Raw genomic sequence first — 15,481 nt, forward strand, 5'->3', positions numbered from 1 at the left:
TCCAGGTGCCCGACGTCGACCCTCACTCCCTCAGTCTCGAAGTACAGGCCTCGCTGCTCACCGGGCGGGACTTCAGCACGACCAAGCCCGTGGAGGACGCGGGGGTGCCGCCGATAGTGCTGGTCGACGGCCCACATGGTGTGCGTCCACCGGACGACACCGCAGACCACCTCGGTATCAACGCAAGCCTGCCGGCGACCTGTTTCCCGCCCGCGGTCGCGGTCGGCTCCAGTTGGGACCCGGACGTCGCGGCCCGCGTCGGTGCCGCCGTCGCCCGCGAGGCACGGTCGTACGGCATCCACGTGGTCCTCGGGCCGGGCGTCAACATCAAGCGCTCGCCCCTGTGCGGACGTAACTTCGAGTACTACTCGGAGGACCCGCTGCTCTCCGGCGTACTGGCCACCGCGCACGTGCAGGCCATGCAGGCCGAGGGCGTGGGTGCGTCGGTCAAGCACTTCGCGGCCAACAATCAGGAGCACGATCGCATGCGGGTCAGCGCCGACGTCGACGAACGCGCGCTCCGCGAGATCTACTTCCCGGCCTTCGAACGCGTCGTCACCCAGGCCCGGCCCGCGACGGTGATGTGTTCGTACAACCGGATCAACGGCGTGCCCGCCTCGCAGAATCATTGGCTGTTGACCGAAGTCCTGCGCGAGGAATGGGGTTTCGAGGGCCTGGTCGTCTCGGACTGGGGCGCCGTCGGGGACCGCGTGGCGGCGCTGGCCGCGGGCCTGGACCTGGCCATGCCCGCCGACGACGGCACGGGCGACGGGAAGATCGTCGAGGCCGTGCGCAACGGCACCCTCGACCGCGGCGTCGTCGAACGCAGCGTCCGCCGGGTGCTCGCGTTGACGCGACTTGCCACCGAGGCGCGCGGCGACCGCACGGAGAAGGAGGAAGAGCACCACGTGCTCGCTCGGGAACTCGCCGCCGAGTGTGTGGTGTTGCTCAAGAACGACGGCGGTGCGCTGCCCCTGTCGGGTGCCGCGTCCATCGCGGTGATCGGCGAGTTCGCCACGGTGCCGCGGTATCAGGGCGGCGGCAGTTCGCACATCAACGCCACCCGCACGTCCGCTGCCCTGGACGCGATCCGAGCCCTCGCCGCGGACGGGCGTCGCGCCGTGTCCTTCGCCTGCGGTTTCGCCACGAACGCACCCGCCGACGCGCAGGCGCTGCTCGCCGAGGCCGTCGCCGCCGCCCGCGGGGCGGACGTCGCGGTGGTCTTCGCCGGGCTCGACGAACGCGACGAATCCGAGGGCTTCGACCGCACCACCCTCGACCTGCCCACCGCGCAGGTGGACGTCATCCGCGCGGTGGCCGCCGTCGCTGAACGCACCGTCGTCGTCCTGTCCAACGGCGGCGTGGTCTCCCTCGAAGGCTGGCACGACGAGGTCGACGCGATCGTCGAGGGCTGGCTCCTGGGCCAGGCCGGCGGCGAGGCCATCGCCGATGTCCTGTTCGGCGCGGTCAACCCCTCCGGCCACCTCGCCGAAACCGTACCCGTGCGCCTCCAGGACAACCCGAGCTACCTCAATTTCCCGGGCGAGAACGGCCACGTGCGCTACGGCGAGGGCGTCATGGTCGGCTACCGCCACTACAACAGCATCGAACTGCCGGTCCGATACCCGTTCGGGCACGGCCTGAGCTACACCACGTTCGAGACCGGCGACGTCACCGCCAGGCTCACCGGGGACGACACGGCGACCGTCTCGGTCACGGTGTCGAACACCGGCGACCGTGCCGGAAAGCACGTCGTGCAGGTGTACGTCGCGACCGAGGCCGGCCCGGTCCGGCGCCCCACCCGCGAGCTGCGCGCGTTCGCGAAGGTGGCCTTGGAACCCGGCGAGTCCCGCACGATCACCTTCGACCTCGACCGACGAGCGTTCGCCTACTACGACACCGCCCAGCGGGGCTGGATCGTCCCCGGCGGCGACTACCACATCCAAATCGGCCGCAACGCCGCGGACATCGTCACGGAAACCACCCTCACTCTCGCCGGCGATGTCATCGTCGAGCCACTGTCCCTGGACTCCACAGTCAACGACTGGTTCACCCATCCGGTCGTCGGCCCCGAACTCACCACACGACTGAGCCAGGGCATGCCGGAACAGAGCCCGGAGGAGGCCGAGGAGAACGCCCGCATGATGCGCATGGTCGACTCCATGCCCATGCGCCAGTTCGTGGGCTTCATCGGCCACCTGGTCACCACGAAGCACCTCGAAGAGCTGATCGACCTGTCCTCCCATACCGGAGGCCGGGCCGTCTGACCGCCCGCACGGCGGCGACCGGCCACCCCGTCGCATGGGCGGCCGGTCGCCGCGCCTCCGGCAAGGCGAGGACTTCTTCGTACTCCGCCCTCACTTCCAAGGACCGGCGGCTCCCCGACTGTCCGCGAACCGGCACCGGCTCGGCCCGATCCGGCCGGAGCTCGGCACGCCGGATGTCGAGTCCGCTCTCCGTGGGCGGGCACATCATCGCTCGCCGCACGGCCGGTTCCCGGCTATCCCGCCGACCGATGCATTGGTCCCCATCCGTGTCGCGGAACTGGGCACTCGGAACGCCAGGGGCGACCAGCGGCGGAGCGGGCAGATCACGCCGAATCCGGCTGGGCGCGCCTCTCGCCGATGACCGGCGGCCGCCCGCCGAGAAACCTTGGTCGGGTAGGTTTTCCGGATGAGTAGCGAGACATCTGCGACGGGCGGTCCGAAGCCGCCTCGTCGGCGGTATCCCAAGGGCGTCGCCCGTCGGGAACAGATCCTGCGTACCGCCTTGGAGGTATTCGCCGACGAAGGTGATCGCAAGGCCTCGTTGAACAAGATCGCGGAGCGGGTCGGACTGACGGCGACCGGATTGACGCACTACTTCGGTTCTCGCGACGAGTTGTTCCTCGCCGTCGTCGACGAGCGGGATCGCGCAGCCACCGCCGCGTCCGAAGGGGTGAACGATCCGCTGGAGGCGGTGATCGCAACGGTTCGGCACAACACCGGCGTTCCCGGTCTGGTCAGGTTGTACGTGGCGATGACGGCGGCGGCCGCGGACCCCGGGCACATCGCAGCCGCGTACTTCGCCGGCAGGTACGAGCGCCTGCACGCCGCGATCGGCGCGGGGATCGCCGAGTTGCAGGCCGACGGCCGCGCCCGTACCGACCTCGCCGCGGACGACCTTGCGCGTCTCGTGATCGCTGCCGTGGACGGCATCCAGATGCAGTGGCTGGTGGACCCCTCCGTCGACATGGTCCGAGTCGTCGACGCATTGGTCACCTTGATCACCCGGCCTGTCGGGCCGTGACAAGGGACCCGGACCGGCCGGCGCCGCCCGGGGTCGCGCCTGCGTCCCGGGATAGCGGAATTTGACGTCGCGCAGCTCGACATGGCGTCGCGCGGCCATGCGGTGGTGGTGCGGGTGATCAGCGACGATGCGTCGAGCACCCGATTCCCGTGTCGGGAACGACTGAACCTTGGCGAACGACAGGGGTCGACGGCCCTTTTCCGCATGAAGGCACGGCGAGCTCATCGCCCGCCGTGTCGCTCTGCGGAGGTCCGGATCGGACGTCCACGACGAACGTCCGGATCGACGTCATGGTCGGTGGCAGGCACGATCGTCCGTACGATGGCCGGGCCCGCTGGGATCAGTACCCACCACCGGTGAGCATGCCTCCGTCTATGGTGAATTCGGCACCGGTGGCGTAGGCGGCCTCGTCGGAGGCGAGCCAGGCGACCATGCGGGAGATGTCGACGGGCTGGCCTATGCGAGGAACGGGGAGGGTGGAGAAGAACGCGTTCTGGTCCTGTCCCTCCCAGGCCGGGTCCTGGGTCATGGCCGTGGCGACGCCGCCCGGGTGTACGGAGTTGACTCGGATGCCGAAGTGGCCGAGTTCGAGGGCGGCGCAGCGGGTCAGGCCACGGACGGCGAACTTGCTCGCAGTGTAGGCCGACATCGCCTTGACCCCGACGAAGCCGTTGGTGGAGGAGATGTTGACGATGGAGCCGCCGCCGGCCGCGGTCATCGCGTCGGTGACGGCCTTGATGCCGATGAATTGGCCGACGGCGTTGATGTCGAGGCAGCGGCGGAACTCTTCGACGGTGGTGTCCGCCATGAGGCCGACGGGCTGGACGCCGGCGTTGTTGACGAGCACGTTGAGCCGGCCGAAACGCGACAGGGTCGCTTCGACGGCGGCTTCCCAGTCGGTCTCACTGGTGACATCGAGGTGGACGTACAGGGCCTGGGCCCCGAGGTCCTCGGCGACCTTGTCGCCCTCGACGTCGAGCACGTCCGCCAAGACGACTGCGGCGCCATTGGCGACGAGGTGACGGGCGTGTGACTCGCCCATTCCGCGGGCGGCGCCGGTGACGATGGCGACCTTGCCGTGCAGGTTGGCCATGGAGACTCCTTGGGTCGGTTCGGATGGTCCCGGGCCGCAATCTCAGACCCCGACGAAGACCTCGTGGGTGCCGAGTTCGGCGGCTACTTCCTGACGCCAGGTGTCGATGCGCCATCGGCCGGCGGTGCGGCCGGCCTCGGCGTGGTACCAGCCGAAGCATTCGTAGGTCAGTCCCGCGCGCTCGGCGGCGCCGATGTGGTGGACGCGCATCTTGACGGACACCCGCGCCCGGTTTCCGTCGGCGACGACGCGGTGGTTCCCCAGCAGGTGTTGCGTGGGCCCGCACGGGTCGAGGTATGTACGGATCATCTCCACCACGGCGTCCCGGCCGATGATGGCGTACCGGCCGTTGTAGTCGGCGCGGACATCGGGCGCGAACACCTCGTCCAGGGCGGCCCAGTCGCGACGGTCGAGGGCGTCGGCGTAGGCGTTGACCAGGTCCGCGACGTCGAGGCGGTGCCGTGCCTCGGCCGTCGCGAGGCACGCCTCCGACGGGGTCATACCGACACCTGCGGGAGGCCGCCGGCCAACGGGTCGAGACGCAGGCGTTCCAGGCGCGTGGCGGCAATGCGCCACGCGCCGTCCTGGATGCGGTACTCGTCGTGGTAGTAGCCGAATCCGTGGAAGCCCTGGGGCTCCGGTCCGTCGCCGGGGAATTCGACGTAGTCGTACATCGCCCAGATACCGCCGGCCCGGTCGGAGTCGGCGACGGTGATCTCCGGCATGTGGCCGTGGTGCACGGTCCGTACCTGGGCCAGTGCCCCGGCCAGGAAGGCGATGATCGCGTTGCCGCCGTCGGTGACGTAGCCGTCGATGTCCATGCGCGCGTCGTCGGTGAACACCTCGCGCATTGCCGTCCAGTCCTTGGTGTCCATGAGGCGGAAGTAGCGCGCCTTCAACTGCTTGACGTCCTCGATGACGCCGAGACGTTCAGCCACCTGTTCGGGCTCGGAAAGAGACACACCAACCTCCGTGACAAATATTCGACACTCGATTCGAGCAGAGGCGCCGTGGCGACGCCCCACCACAAGTTCAACGTCCGCGCCCGCTCGGGACCCGCGGCGGGCGCCGACTCACCGTTCCCCGACCCCGACCGTGCAGGACGATCGGCGTTCCCTCCCGACACGAGCGTGCGGCACGCCTCGGCGCAGGAGGCCGCGTCACCCACAACGAGCGGCTCGCCGTCGCCGGTGACGCGGCGCAAGCCGGGCGACCCGCCCCCCGGGGGCGGCATTGCTGTCTGTCAGTCCCTTGGATGGTTTCCTACGGCACGGTGAGGCGATCCCCTAGGATCACCTGGAGGCCGACAGGCTGCTCGCGCAGAGCCGGGAAGGCTTGGGTTCGGGGGGTGACGGCTCGCACCGTTTGTCACTCGCGCCATGGGACCTGCGGGGTCAGGAATCGACCGAACGTTCGGCGAAGGCAACGGAGTCGACGGTGTCGAGGACGACGTGTACGGCCGCGAAGCGGTATACGTCTCCTTCTCGACGAACGACGGCTCGCACGATGCCGCTCGCCACTGCCGAAGGCAGTTGTTCGACGATTTGTGTAACGTGGATGTACGAGGCGATGGAGACCTCCTCGCCCGTCTCTCCGTCGACGTGGATGTTGGTGCCGTTGTGCCGCAGCGGGTACGGGCTTGCGAGCCGGTGTTCCTTCTGCCAGGCCAGCACCTTGTCGCGCCCGCGGTTGTCGGAGGCAATGAAGGCCTCGTAGGGATGCTTGCCGGTGTCGGTGCGCGAGGTGAACCACACGTCCTGGGTGAACATCTGCGGCCAGATGTCGAACTGGCCCTCGTCGTAGGCGAACCACCAGCGATGCATGAGTTCGTGGACTGCGAAGCGGTCGTGCATGGTTGTCTCTCTTCTTGTTTCCGGGATGATGTCAGTTACGGGAAATGGGGGTACGGCTCGCCGTCAGCGAGATGTGGTGTGGTCGACTGGGGCGCGCAGCGCGGCACACGCGTGGTCGAGGGCTTGCGAACCGACCGGCACCTGGGCGTAGTACGAGAGAAACCCGTGCACCACGCCTTCCACCACGAGCAGTTCGGCGGTGCCGCCCGCGGCGGCGATCGCGTCGGCGTAGGCGCGGGCGTCGTCGACGCCCAGGTCGAATTCGGCGGTGACGATCAGCGCAGGTGGCAGGCCGGACAGGACCTCGGCGTGCAGCGGTGACAGGTACGGGTGGCGCAGATCCGCTCCCCCGGCGTACGTGCGCCACATCGATTGGGCGCTCTTGCGGTTGAGCATGGGCGCGTCGCCGTTCACGGTCGCGGACGGGCACTGCGACAGTGCGTCCAATCCGGGGTAGGCGAGCAGTTGGAAGGCGAACCGGGGACCACCTCGATCCCGCGCCATCAAGCAGGCCACGGCCGCGAGGTTCGCACCCGCGCTGTCGCCGCCGACCGTGACGCGGGAGGGGTCCCCGCCGAACTCATCGGCGTGCGTGGCGATCCGGCGCGCCGCCGCGTAGAAGTCCTCGGCTGCGGCGGGGAAGACGTGCTCCGGAGCGAGTCGGTATCCGACCGAGACGACGATGCAGTCGCTGCGCTTGGCGATCTCCCGACACAGTCCGTCATGGGTTTCGATGCTGCACATCGACCACCCGCCGCCGTGCGCGAACACCAGGACCGGCAGCCGTTCGGCCGGCCGGGGCTGATGGACGCGGACCGGGATCGGTCCGGCCGGGCCGGGCACGGTGCGATCCGTCACGGCGTGGACGACGGGACGCGGTTGCGCCGCGGCGGCCTGTTCGACCCGCCGCCGGATCGCGGAGAGGCTCGCCTCGGAGATCTTCGGAAGCGGAAGCACCCCGTCCATGATCCGGGCCAGTTCCGGCACCAGGACGTACCGCCTCGACCGAGGTTCCACCATTGCGCCTCCTGTAGTGTCGCAACCTTCGCAACGGTGCGGCGATTGAGTGGACACGATGTCTTGCGAGAAGCCAGATTATCCATGAGGCCGGCATCAACGTCCAGAGTGATGGGATCCATCGCCGGCCACGGGCGAGGTCGCGTCTCCTCCTCGTGCACGATCGATGGGGCGCGGGCGCCCGCTGCGGGACCGTGACGCCCGCACCGCTTCCTCAGCCGGTCAGGGCGAGTTCGCCGGGCAGATACGTGCCGTCGTTGACCTGGACCACGCCCGTGACCTTCGATTGCGCGATCACCGCGACGGTGGACTGCGCATACACCCAGTAGGGAAGTTCGCGCGAGAGAATCTGTTGGACCTGGCTGTACGCCTGCCGGCGCACGTCCTCGTCCTGGCTGCTCCGCGCTCGGGTCAGGGCCGCGTCGATCTCGGGGCTGCGTACGCCGGCGTAGTTCTGGGGGCTCTGTGAGTGCACGAGGTTGTAGAGGTTGGGTTCCGGGTGCGCCCACCATTGCTGTGACAGGCTCGCCTGGAAATGGCGTTGGATGCCGTACCGCGTGGCGTAGGCGGAGTAATCCAGACTCTCGATGGTCATCCGAACCCCGCGAAACTGGTTGAGGCGGCTTTGGAAGTATTCCGCGACCTGCATCGAACTGCGGGCCTGGGGGACGAGGTACCCGAAGTTCATCGGTTTGCCCTCGGCCGCGAGTTGGTCGAACAGACGCTGTGCCTCCGCCTTGTCGGGTCGCGGCTGGTCCGCACCGGGGGCGACGAACGGGCTCTGGGACGGCGAGAGTCCAAGCGCCGGCACGTATCCGTTGCGCAGGGTCTTGGCCATGTCGGCCGGGTCGAGTGCGAGAGCCACGGCGCGACGCGCTCGCGGGTCGTCGAACGGGGGGCGGGTCGTGTTGAACGTGACGAACTGCCCACCACCCGACACCGTTTCGTCGACGTCGAGCTTCTCGTTCCGCGCCCGTTCGATGTTGGCGCCGTTGGACGAGTTCAGTAGTTGCGCCCGGCCGGATGTGACGTTGACGAGTTGTTGGCTCTCCTCCGCGACGACATCGAAGGTGATCCGGTCCAGATGCGGGCGGGCGGGCCCGCCCCAGTACGTCGGGTTCTTGACCATCGTCATCCGGCTGCCGCGCACCCATTGCTGGAGCTTGAACGGGCCGGCGCCGACGGGCTTGGTGCCGAAACCCTTGGGGTCCGCGCGGTATGCGGTCGGCGAGACGATCCAGTTGAGTTCCTGGGCGATCACCCGGTCGAAGGCGGTGTTTGGCGCGGGCAACGTCACCTTGAGGGCGAGCGGTTCGGCAACAGTGAGTGTCAATCCTGTCGCCGCGAGTATGCGATAGGACCGAACGGTGGGATCCGCCTGGGTCTGCCAGCTGAACTTCACCGCCTCCGCGTCGAAGGCGGAACCGTCGGTGAAGGTAACCCCGGGACGTATTTTGACCGTCCATTCGGACGGATTTCCCGGCGTCATGGCGACGGACTCGGCCAGTTGCGGTCGCAGGGCGCCGGTCTTGGCGTCGATATAGACGAGACCGTCGTAGAGGGCGTCCAGGCGCGGTGAGTCCCCCAACGCGGACTTGAGAGCCGTGAACGGGTCGAGGGTCGCCGCGTCTTGGAGAGTGACGATATCGATGCTGCCGCCGGCGCGCGGCGCACCGTCGGGCGCCCGGTTCTCGTGGCCACCCGATCCGCAGCCGGAGACGAGCGCCGTGGTAGCGGTGACCGCGGCCCAGAACCTTGCGCGGTTGCGGGAGCCTGGGGCGGAAGTCCGGGGGGTGGCTCTGGTGCGTCTCCTGAACACGAGCATCCTCTCGACAGAAGAGAACACGGCGGCTGTTCGGCCGTCGCGGGACAACGCATCGCCGGCAGCGTGCAGCGGCGCATGCTCGGGCTACCGGGTCGGAATCGGCTGTTCCGGCTCGTCGGCACCCGGGATCGCGCCACGAGTGTGGACCGAACAATTGCGATAGTCCAGTACACAAATTCTGTGCATCACCAGCATCACCGGGGTCCACGAGCCGTGGAAGCCCGCCGGCAACGCCATCGACACGGTCGGCAGCGCCATGCTGGCTACCAGCCGTGCGCGCAGCCGGGACCGCTGTTCCCAGGCCGGCGAGCATCCTGATCGGCGACATGCCACCGGCGCGCCGATCGCGATGGGCAGGTATCGGCGGGGCACCGGGTCGCGGAGCAGGCCGACCGCGATGGCGGTCAGGGCGAAACAATTCGCCTGCAAGGGGGCGGCCGATCGGGAACAGGATCCAGTCGTCCGTGGTCGCGCACAGCAGGGATCCGGCGAGGAATGAGACGCTGCCCGCCGGCATGACGCGACGTTTGCCGTACAGGTCGGCGAGATGCTCACGATCGGCATTGTCGCTCCGCCGACCAGGCCCAGGACGGTGATCATCCGCCGGGCGCTGCGGCCCGTGGGTGGCGGCCCACGATTGTGACGGTCCACGTCCGGGGTGTCCGGAGCGCCCTGGAGGGAAAGGCACGGACGACGGTTCTTCGCGACGACCCTCTTGTTGCGCCCGGTAAATTCGCGTAACTTCCACGAATAATCTCGGGCGCGTCGGTCGGGACAGCCGCGATCCCGGCCGTGCCCGCCCGATGCGGCCGCACGTGAGAGCGGGAGCATGCGCACCATGACGCACGTCGAGCTGTCCCTGCAGGACCGCCTGGAAATCGCCGAACTACCCGCGCGTTTCTGTCACCACTCGGACTACGCCGAATACGACGACCTGGCGGCCCTGTTCACCCCCGATGTGGTGACCGTCTTGGTGGGCATCGGGGAATATCGCGGTGCCGAGGCGCAGATTCGCCACGCCCGCGACACCCAGGCCTGGACAGGCGGCCATGTGTGGCACACCGTGGCCAACCTCTGGACGGAGCCCACGGACGCAGGGGCGGCAGTGCACTACTACCTCGCCGGCATGCTGCGCACCGGTGCCGAGGGCGGCGTCAGCGTGAACACCACCGGCCGCTTCGTCGACCACGTCGTCCGAACCGACACCGGCTGGCGAATCAACCGGAGGGAGTTCACCATGGACAGCCCCCAGACACCGCCCGACCTCGCGGCGCCCGCAGCCGCAGCGGGGGCCTGAACCCGCGGATCACGCCCGGACCGTGCTCGGGAGGGACGCCACGGCCGACGGACACTCCTTCCATCATCGGGACGAGCGCTCCTTGGTGGGCGGCCGCCGTCCGTGGCGATCCCGTCCGCCGTCCCCGTCCGTGAGGAAGAAGATGCGCGACAACTCTCGTTCGTGTCCCCCGTCCGACGACGGCTGGCCCCGCGACACCACCACCGATCCGACTCTTCCGCTGGCCGGGATACGCGTCCTGGACCTGTCGCGGGTGCTGGCCGGCCCGCTCGCCGCGACCGTCCTGGGCGACCTCGGGGCGGACGTGATCAAGGTTGAGTCGCCCCAGGGAGACGAGACCCGCCGCTGGGGACCGCCCTTCCACGGTGACGACGCCGCCTACTACTTCGCGATCAACCGCAATCGCCGCTCGGTGGTCTTGGACCTGCGTTCCACGGACGGGGCACGCGCGGTGCGGCGCCTCGTCGGCGCATGCGACGCCGTCATCGAGAACTTCCTGCCCGGCCAACTCACCCGCCTGGGACTCGACGACCTGCGCGACGCGAGCCCCCACGCCGTCTGGGTGTCGGTACGAGGCGCGGCCTCGGGCGGCCCGCTGGCCGACCTGCCCGGCTACGATGCCATGGCTCAGGGGCGATCAGGGCTCATGTCGGTGACCGGGCACCCCGAGACCGGGCCGGTGAAGGTGGGCATCCCCGTCGTCGACGTCGTCACCGGCCTGTACGCGGCAGTGGGGGCGCTGGGCGCGCTTCTGGGGGTGCGCGACGGGCACCAGGCGGCGCGGGTGGAAGTGCCGTTGTTCGAATGCGGGGTCGCGGCGTTGGTGAACCAGGGCGCCAATCACCTCGTGGGCGGCCTCGTGCCCGCGCTGCTGGGCAACGGACACCCCAACGTCGTCCCCTACGGCCCGATGCCGACGTCGGACGGGCAGATCATCGTGGGCGCCACCGGCGAACGCCAGTTCGCGGCTCTGTGCACGGCAATCGACCTCGAACACCTGCCGAGCGACCCGCGGTTCGCGAGCAACAGTGACCGGCAGCACCATCGCGAGGAGTTGAACGCCCTGCTCGCGGACGTCTTCGTCCGGGCGTGCACCGCGGTCTGGCGAAAGCGCCTGGAGGCCGCCGGCGTGCCCTGCGCCCCGGTGAACCGCCTTGACGAGGTGTTCGCGGAGTCGCAGATCTCCGGGGGTGATCTTGTTCGGGAGGTCGACCATTCGGCGGGCCCGGTTCGTCTGGTCACCTCGCCCCTCACCCTGGACGGCCGTCGTCCTCCGGTCCGCCGTGTTCCGCCGTTGCTCGGTGAGCACACGGAGGAATTGAACACTCCCGCGTAGCGGGTGCACGAAACACCCGCAGCGGATTCCGCTGCGGGTGGGCGCGGTTGTGCGAGGGGGCAGGCGACCGCCGAACCCGCGCGGCGGGCCCGCCCGCTCCCGGCAGGAGGGGCGGACGGGCACGGATTCCGCGGGACGGGTCAGACCTGCCCCGGTATGGCCCAGTCGGTGGTGGGGGCGATCGAATAGGTCGCGATGAGGGCGCGGATGAAGTCCTTGTCGTTCACGGGGTCCGAGGGTTCGGCGACCTCGACTCCCCGGGCTCGCAGGTCCGCCAGCAGGCGTTCGAAGACGATGTCGTGGGTGAGGTCGTCGGTGTGGTCCATGTTCTTCTTCAGTTCGTCGCGGTCCGCGTAGACCTCGGCGTTCCAGTGGACGAGCAGGCGCATCTCCTCGGGCCGGTAGCGGCGGATCGCCTCGCCGTCGGTGGTGATCGCCCAGTCGTCGCGGGAAGCGTCCCAGCCCAGGAGTGAGCGGTTCTTCAGGCCGGGTGTGTCGCGCTCGTCGGGGCGGCCCACCGGATCACCCCGGTGGAACATCGCCTCGTTCTGCACGACCACGCCCTTGTTCCACAGCGGGTGGTCCAGGCGCTTGGGCTCGCCGTGCGGCCCGTCCGGCCAGTAGGTGAAGGTGCCGTTCTCGCCGAGGTACCACCACGTGATCACCTGGGCCATCTTCACCAGGTGGTCGGTGAACAGGCCCGAGCGGCCCATGACGTTCATCAGCCACGTCGGGGTGTTCTCGTAGCGGATGCCGCGGAAGGTGACCGCGTCCAGGTGCGAGGTGAGTCCGCTGTGGTGCGGGCCGCACAGGTTGAATAGCATCATCGTCGGTCGGGCGTACTCGCCGCCCCAGTAGGCCTTCGCCAGGTCCAGGAAACGGGAGTTGTAGAAACAGTCCTCCAGCTCCGGATACAGCACCGTGGAGTTCTGGGCGAAGAACCCGCGGAAGTGGGCGCCGGCGACGTCGTCGAGCGTGAGGTTCAGGACCTGGTCGTTGTCCGGGCCGCTGGAGGTGGCCACCAGTTCCTCGATCGAGTCGAAGGTCTGGGCGATGATCGTTTGCCACGGGCCTCGCTGCTTGAGGACGTCGAGGATCCGGGCGTGCTGGTCGTCAGTGTACAGGCCCTCCAGCACCCTGGGCGGTGCCACCGGTCGCAGGATGTCGTTCAGCTGTGTCAGGGTCCGGCTCATCGTGTGGTTCCCTTTCCGGGCGGCCCAGTTCGGCGGCCGCCTGTGCATATCCAGTCCGTACACGGATTCCGACCCGGCGCCGGTCCCCCGTCGGCCCGTCGGGCGGAGCGACTGGCCACATTCGGCGTTTGGGATCGGCCGAGGGAGATCAGTCCCGGAGGGGGAGGATCGCCGACGCGGGCAGGACCTCTACCCGCAGGTTCGGGTCGACGGGTTCGTTGAGTTCGGGGTACTTGCGCACTCCGGAGCGGCGCATCGCCTTGGTGGACTGTTCCGGGTTCTTGTCGAACTCGGGGATGACCTTGTCGCCGAAGAGCTCGATCATCTCGAGGTTCTCCTCGTGATTCATACCGCCGTTGAGGCCGAAGACCAACTGGTCGCAGCCCACGGTCTGATACGCCTCGACCTGCTCGCAGACCTCCTCGGGGGTGCCGCAGAGCAGATAGCCGCCGGCGATGAGCTGGTCGAGCAGTTCCTCGCCGCCGAGTTGCCGCAGGTCCACCGGCGGGGCCGGCCAGGTGATGGCGTCGGGGGACTTGGGCATCGTGTCGTGGTAGAGGTTGACCAGGGTCACCAGGTAGCCGCCGCCCTGGGACATGGCGATCTCGCGGGCACGCCCCCGGTCGGACAGGCAGACGACGCCGTTGGTCATCATGACGTTGTTGTTCTGGTAGTCGCCGATGATCTCGACCGGGTTCTCGGCGGCTTCCTTGTAGGCCTGGATGCGGCCCTTGAGGTTGTGGATGGGTTCGAAGTTGAAGGCGATGGCGCCGATGCCCATCGAGCCGGCCTTGGCGAAGGTGGCCGGGTTGCCGCAGGCGACCCAGATCGGCGGGTGCGAGTGGCCGTACGGCTTGGGGTGGATCGAGCGTTTGCCGGGGACCGTGAAGGACTCGCCGTTGTGGCCGTAGTCGAACTGCTCCCACATGCGGACGATTTCGTGGACGACCTCGTCCCACTCGGCCTTGGTGGAGTCTTTGTCCAGGATGTTGAACGAGGCCATTTCGTGGCTGCCGGCGCCGCGGCCGGTGCCCCACTCGAAGCGACCCTCGGTGATGTGGTCCATCATCGCGGCGCGCTCGGCGTAGCGGACCGGGTGCTCCTTGCGCGGCGAGAGCGAATTGATGCCGGTGCCGAGGTGGATGCGTTCGGTCTTGGCGGCGACGTAGCCGATGACCACCTCGGGGGCCGACATGTGGCTGTACTCCGTCAGGGCGTGGTGCTCGCCGAACCAGGCGTACTTCCAGTTGTGCTTGTCGGCCTCGATCGCGAGGTCCATCTCCCGCTTGAGCACGAGGTGCTCGGAGGCGCGGTCGTGCGCGGCCGGGCCCGGGGTGAAACCGTTCAGGAAGATGCCGAACTCCACGAGGAGCCTCCTTGAGGACGAACGAGTAGGCGCGACCGCGCCCGGCGATCGAAGCGGACGATCCCGCTCGACCGTGGCAGGACCCCGACCGTGTGAGAGCCCCACCACCGGTGAAGGCGTACACCGGGGACAGGGGTTCGAAGCCTGCGAGGCTCCGGGAGCAGCCCGTCGGGGCGGTGGTTCCCGGCACAGTAGGACGACGGGAGGACGAGGTCAACGGGATGGACCGTGTGACCGAGGTCATGCGGGTGAAGCCGCCGGTTTCCGGGCCATCAATTTTGTGTTGCCGTTACGTGAAAGCTTGCCATCCGCCGACGCGACTTGCCACCCCTGATCGTTCGCGATCGCCCCGAGAGGCATCGAACGCCGCGCGCTACTCTTTCCTGTACAGGAATAGGTCGGATCGGATGCGCTGCCGGTGTTCGCCGGGGAACGGGCTGGTATGAGCACGAACATCGAGGACAGGTCGTGGCGTGGGCCCAAGGCGTCGCAACGGCTGGCCCAGATTCTGGCCCGGCCGATCCTGACCGGTTCCCTCCGTGAGGGCGACCGCCTGCCCAACGAGCAGGAGATGATGCTGCGCTACGAGGCCGGCCGCCCGACCGTGCGCGAGGCGCTGCGACTTCTGGAAACGCGCGGGCTGATCGTGCTCAAGAGCGGTCCGGGGGGCGGGCCGGTCGTGCGACACCCGCGCAAGGAGAGTCTGGGGGAGTCGCTCAGTCTCCTGCTCCAGATCGAGGGCGCCTCCTTCGGCGACGTCGCGGACGCGCGTCGCGCGTTGGAGCCGATGCTCGCCCGGCGGGCGGCGGAGCGGATCACCCCGGAACAGGTGGACGAACTGGACGAGACGGTACGCCTGCTGCGGGGCAGCCCCGGCGACCAGCAGGTGTTCGCGACTCAGAACCAGCGATTCCACGCCGTGGTCGCGGAGGCGGCGCGCAGCGTGGTGCTGGACGTGTTCGCCAGTTCGCTCAAGGCGCTGGCGGACGGCGTGCGGGTTGGCGTGGCCTATTCGGCACGCAAGCAGGCGGCCGTCGCCACAGCTCACGAGGCCATCGTGGCAGCACTGCGGACGGGCGATCCGGACGCCGCGGAAGCGGCGATGCGCGAACATCTGGAGGAGGCGGAGCGGTATTGGCGCCGCCGCTACCCGGACCTGATGGGCCGCCCGGTCGAGTGGACGTACTGAGTCCTCGCGGCCCCGGCCGCGACC

At 68.8% G+C, this 15,481-nt stretch carries 14 protein-coding genes; 5 read left to right on the forward strand and 9 right to left on the reverse strand.

The window, feature by feature from the left end:
• The first annotated feature begins 5 nt into the window (after nt 1-5).
• Entirely contained in the window at nt 6-2,267 is a 2,262-nt protein-coding gene (locus tag ACZOOI_RS30250) for a glycoside hydrolase family 3 C-terminal domain-containing protein (protein ID WP_465282751.1), read from the forward strand.
• A 406-nt stretch (nt 2,268-2,673) separates the two neighbouring features.
• The gene (locus tag ACZOOI_RS30255) at nt 2,674-3,288 is read left to right on the forward strand and encodes a TetR/AcrR family transcriptional regulator (RefSeq protein WP_465282752.1); all 615 of its coding nucleotides are present in this window, start codon (nt 2,674-2,676) and stop codon (nt 3,286-3,288) included.
• Between the two features lie 340 nt (nt 3,289-3,628).
• Here ACZOOI_RS30255 and ACZOOI_RS30260 read toward each other — a convergent pair whose 3' ends face one another.
• The 7 genes from ACZOOI_RS30260 to ACZOOI_RS30290 all read right to left on the reverse strand — a co-directional run bounded on the left by ACZOOI_RS30260 (nt 3,629) and on the right by ACZOOI_RS30290 (nt 9,334).
• A complete protein-coding gene (locus ACZOOI_RS30260; protein ID WP_465282753.1) occupies nt 3,629-4,381 on the reverse strand; it encodes a glucose 1-dehydrogenase in 753 nt (250 codons plus the stop codon).
• A gap of 42 nt (nt 4,382-4,423) precedes the next feature.
• Nucleotides 4,424-4,882, reverse strand: coding sequence for a nuclear transport factor 2 family protein (locus ACZOOI_RS30265; RefSeq protein WP_465282754.1), 459 nt, complete (start codon nt 4,880-4,882; stop codon nt 4,424-4,426).
• Nucleotides 4,879-5,343: a nuclear transport factor 2 family protein gene (locus ACZOOI_RS30270; protein ID WP_465282755.1), complete on the reverse strand. Its 465-nt coding sequence runs from the start codon at nt 5,341-5,343 to the stop codon at nt 4,879-4,881. The genes ACZOOI_RS30265 and ACZOOI_RS30270 overlap by 4 nt, the downstream gene beginning before the upstream one ends.
• Nucleotides 5,344-5,775: 432 nt before the next feature.
• Nucleotides 5,776-6,234, reverse strand: a complete 459-nt coding sequence (locus ACZOOI_RS30275; RefSeq protein WP_465282756.1) for a nuclear transport factor 2 family protein — start codon at nt 6,232-6,234, stop codon at nt 5,776-5,778.
• A 63-nt stretch (nt 6,235-6,297) separates the two neighbouring features.
• Nucleotides 6,298-7,254 (reverse strand): alpha/beta hydrolase, encoded by a 957-nt coding sequence (locus tag ACZOOI_RS30280; protein WP_465282757.1) that lies wholly within the window; start codon nt 7,252-7,254, stop codon nt 6,298-6,300.
• 211 nt (nt 7,255-7,465) lie between these two features.
• Nucleotides 7,466-9,070, reverse strand: coding sequence for an ABC transporter substrate-binding protein (locus ACZOOI_RS30285; RefSeq protein ID WP_465282758.1), 1,605 nt, complete (start codon nt 9,068-9,070; stop codon nt 7,466-7,468).
• A 90-nt stretch (nt 9,071-9,160) separates the two neighbouring features.
• The gene (locus tag ACZOOI_RS30290; protein ID WP_465282759.1) at nt 9,161-9,334 is read right to left on the reverse strand and encodes a hypothetical protein; all 174 of its coding nucleotides are present in this window, start codon (nt 9,332-9,334) and stop codon (nt 9,161-9,163) included.
• A gap of 580 nt (nt 9,335-9,914) precedes the next feature.
• Between ACZOOI_RS30290 and ACZOOI_RS30295 the strand changes: the two genes are divergently transcribed.
• Both ACZOOI_RS30295 and ACZOOI_RS30300 read left to right on the forward strand, forming a co-directional pair.
• Entirely contained in the window at nt 9,915-10,373 is a 459-nt protein-coding gene (locus ACZOOI_RS30295; protein ID WP_465282760.1) for a nuclear transport factor 2 family protein, read from the forward strand.
• Nucleotides 10,374-10,515: 142 nt separating this feature from the next.
• On the forward strand, nt 10,516-11,709 hold the full coding sequence (locus ACZOOI_RS30300; protein WP_465282761.1) for a CaiB/BaiF CoA transferase family protein: 1,194 nt from the start codon (nt 10,516-10,518) through the stop codon (nt 11,707-11,709).
• Between the two features lie 140 nt (nt 11,710-11,849).
• Here ACZOOI_RS30300 and ACZOOI_RS30305 read toward each other — a convergent pair whose 3' ends face one another.
• Nucleotides 11,850-12,902 (reverse strand): hypothetical protein, encoded by a 1,053-nt coding sequence (locus ACZOOI_RS30305; protein ID WP_465282762.1) that lies wholly within the window; start codon nt 12,900-12,902, stop codon nt 11,850-11,852.
• Between the two features lie 148 nt (nt 12,903-13,050).
• Complete coding sequence (locus tag ACZOOI_RS30310; protein ID WP_465282763.1) at nt 13,051-14,268, reverse strand: LLM class flavin-dependent oxidoreductase; 1,218 nt, start codon at nt 14,266-14,268, stop codon at nt 13,051-13,053.
• A gap of 442 nt (nt 14,269-14,710) precedes the next feature.
• Here ACZOOI_RS30310 and ACZOOI_RS30315 point away from each other — a divergent pair, with 442 nt between their 5' ends.
• On the forward strand, nt 14,711-15,457 hold the full coding sequence (locus tag ACZOOI_RS30315) for a FadR/GntR family transcriptional regulator (protein WP_465282764.1): 747 nt from the start codon (nt 14,711-14,713) through the stop codon (nt 15,455-15,457).
• The last annotated feature ends 24 nt before the right edge of the window (nt 15,458-15,481 follow it).

It is taken from the genome of Embleya sp. L77 (assembly GCF_055557415.1).

Excerpts from the sequence above, each read along its gene's own strand:
- ACZOOI_RS30295 (WP_465282760.1), top strand. The coding sequence starts at position 9,915 with ATGACGCACGTCGAGCTGTCCCTGCAGGACCGCCTGGAAATCGCCGAA.
- ACZOOI_RS30290 (WP_465282759.1), bottom strand. The coding sequence starts at position 9,334 with ATGGCGCTGCCGACCGTGTCGATGGCGTTGCCGGCGGGCTTCCACGGC.
- ACZOOI_RS30265 (WP_465282754.1), bottom strand. The coding sequence starts at position 4,882 with ATGACCCCGTCGGAGGCGTGCCTCGCGACGGCCGAGGCACGGCACCGC.
- ACZOOI_RS30315 (WP_465282764.1), top strand. The coding sequence starts at position 14,711 with ATGAGCACGAACATCGAGGACAGGTCGTGGCGTGGGCCCAAGGCGTCG.
- ACZOOI_RS30280 (WP_465282757.1), bottom strand. The coding sequence starts at position 7,254 with ATGGTGGAACCTCGGTCGAGGCGGTACGTCCTGGTGCCGGAACTGGCC.
- ACZOOI_RS30275 (WP_465282756.1), bottom strand. The coding sequence starts at position 6,234 with ATGCACGACCGCTTCGCAGTCCACGAACTCATGCATCGCTGGTGGTTC.
- ACZOOI_RS30300 (WP_465282761.1), top strand. The coding sequence starts at position 10,516 with ATGCGCGACAACTCTCGTTCGTGTCCCCCGTCCGACGACGGCTGGCCC.
- ACZOOI_RS30260 (WP_465282753.1), bottom strand. The coding sequence starts at position 4,381 with ATGGCCAACCTGCACGGCAAGGTCGCCATCGTCACCGGCGCCGCCCGC.
- ACZOOI_RS30255 (WP_465282752.1), top strand. The coding sequence starts at position 2,674 with ATGAGTAGCGAGACATCTGCGACGGGCGGTCCGAAGCCGCCTCGTCGG.
- ACZOOI_RS30305 (WP_465282762.1), bottom strand. The coding sequence starts at position 12,902 with ATGAGCCGGACCCTGACACAGCTGAACGACATCCTGCGACCGGTGGCA.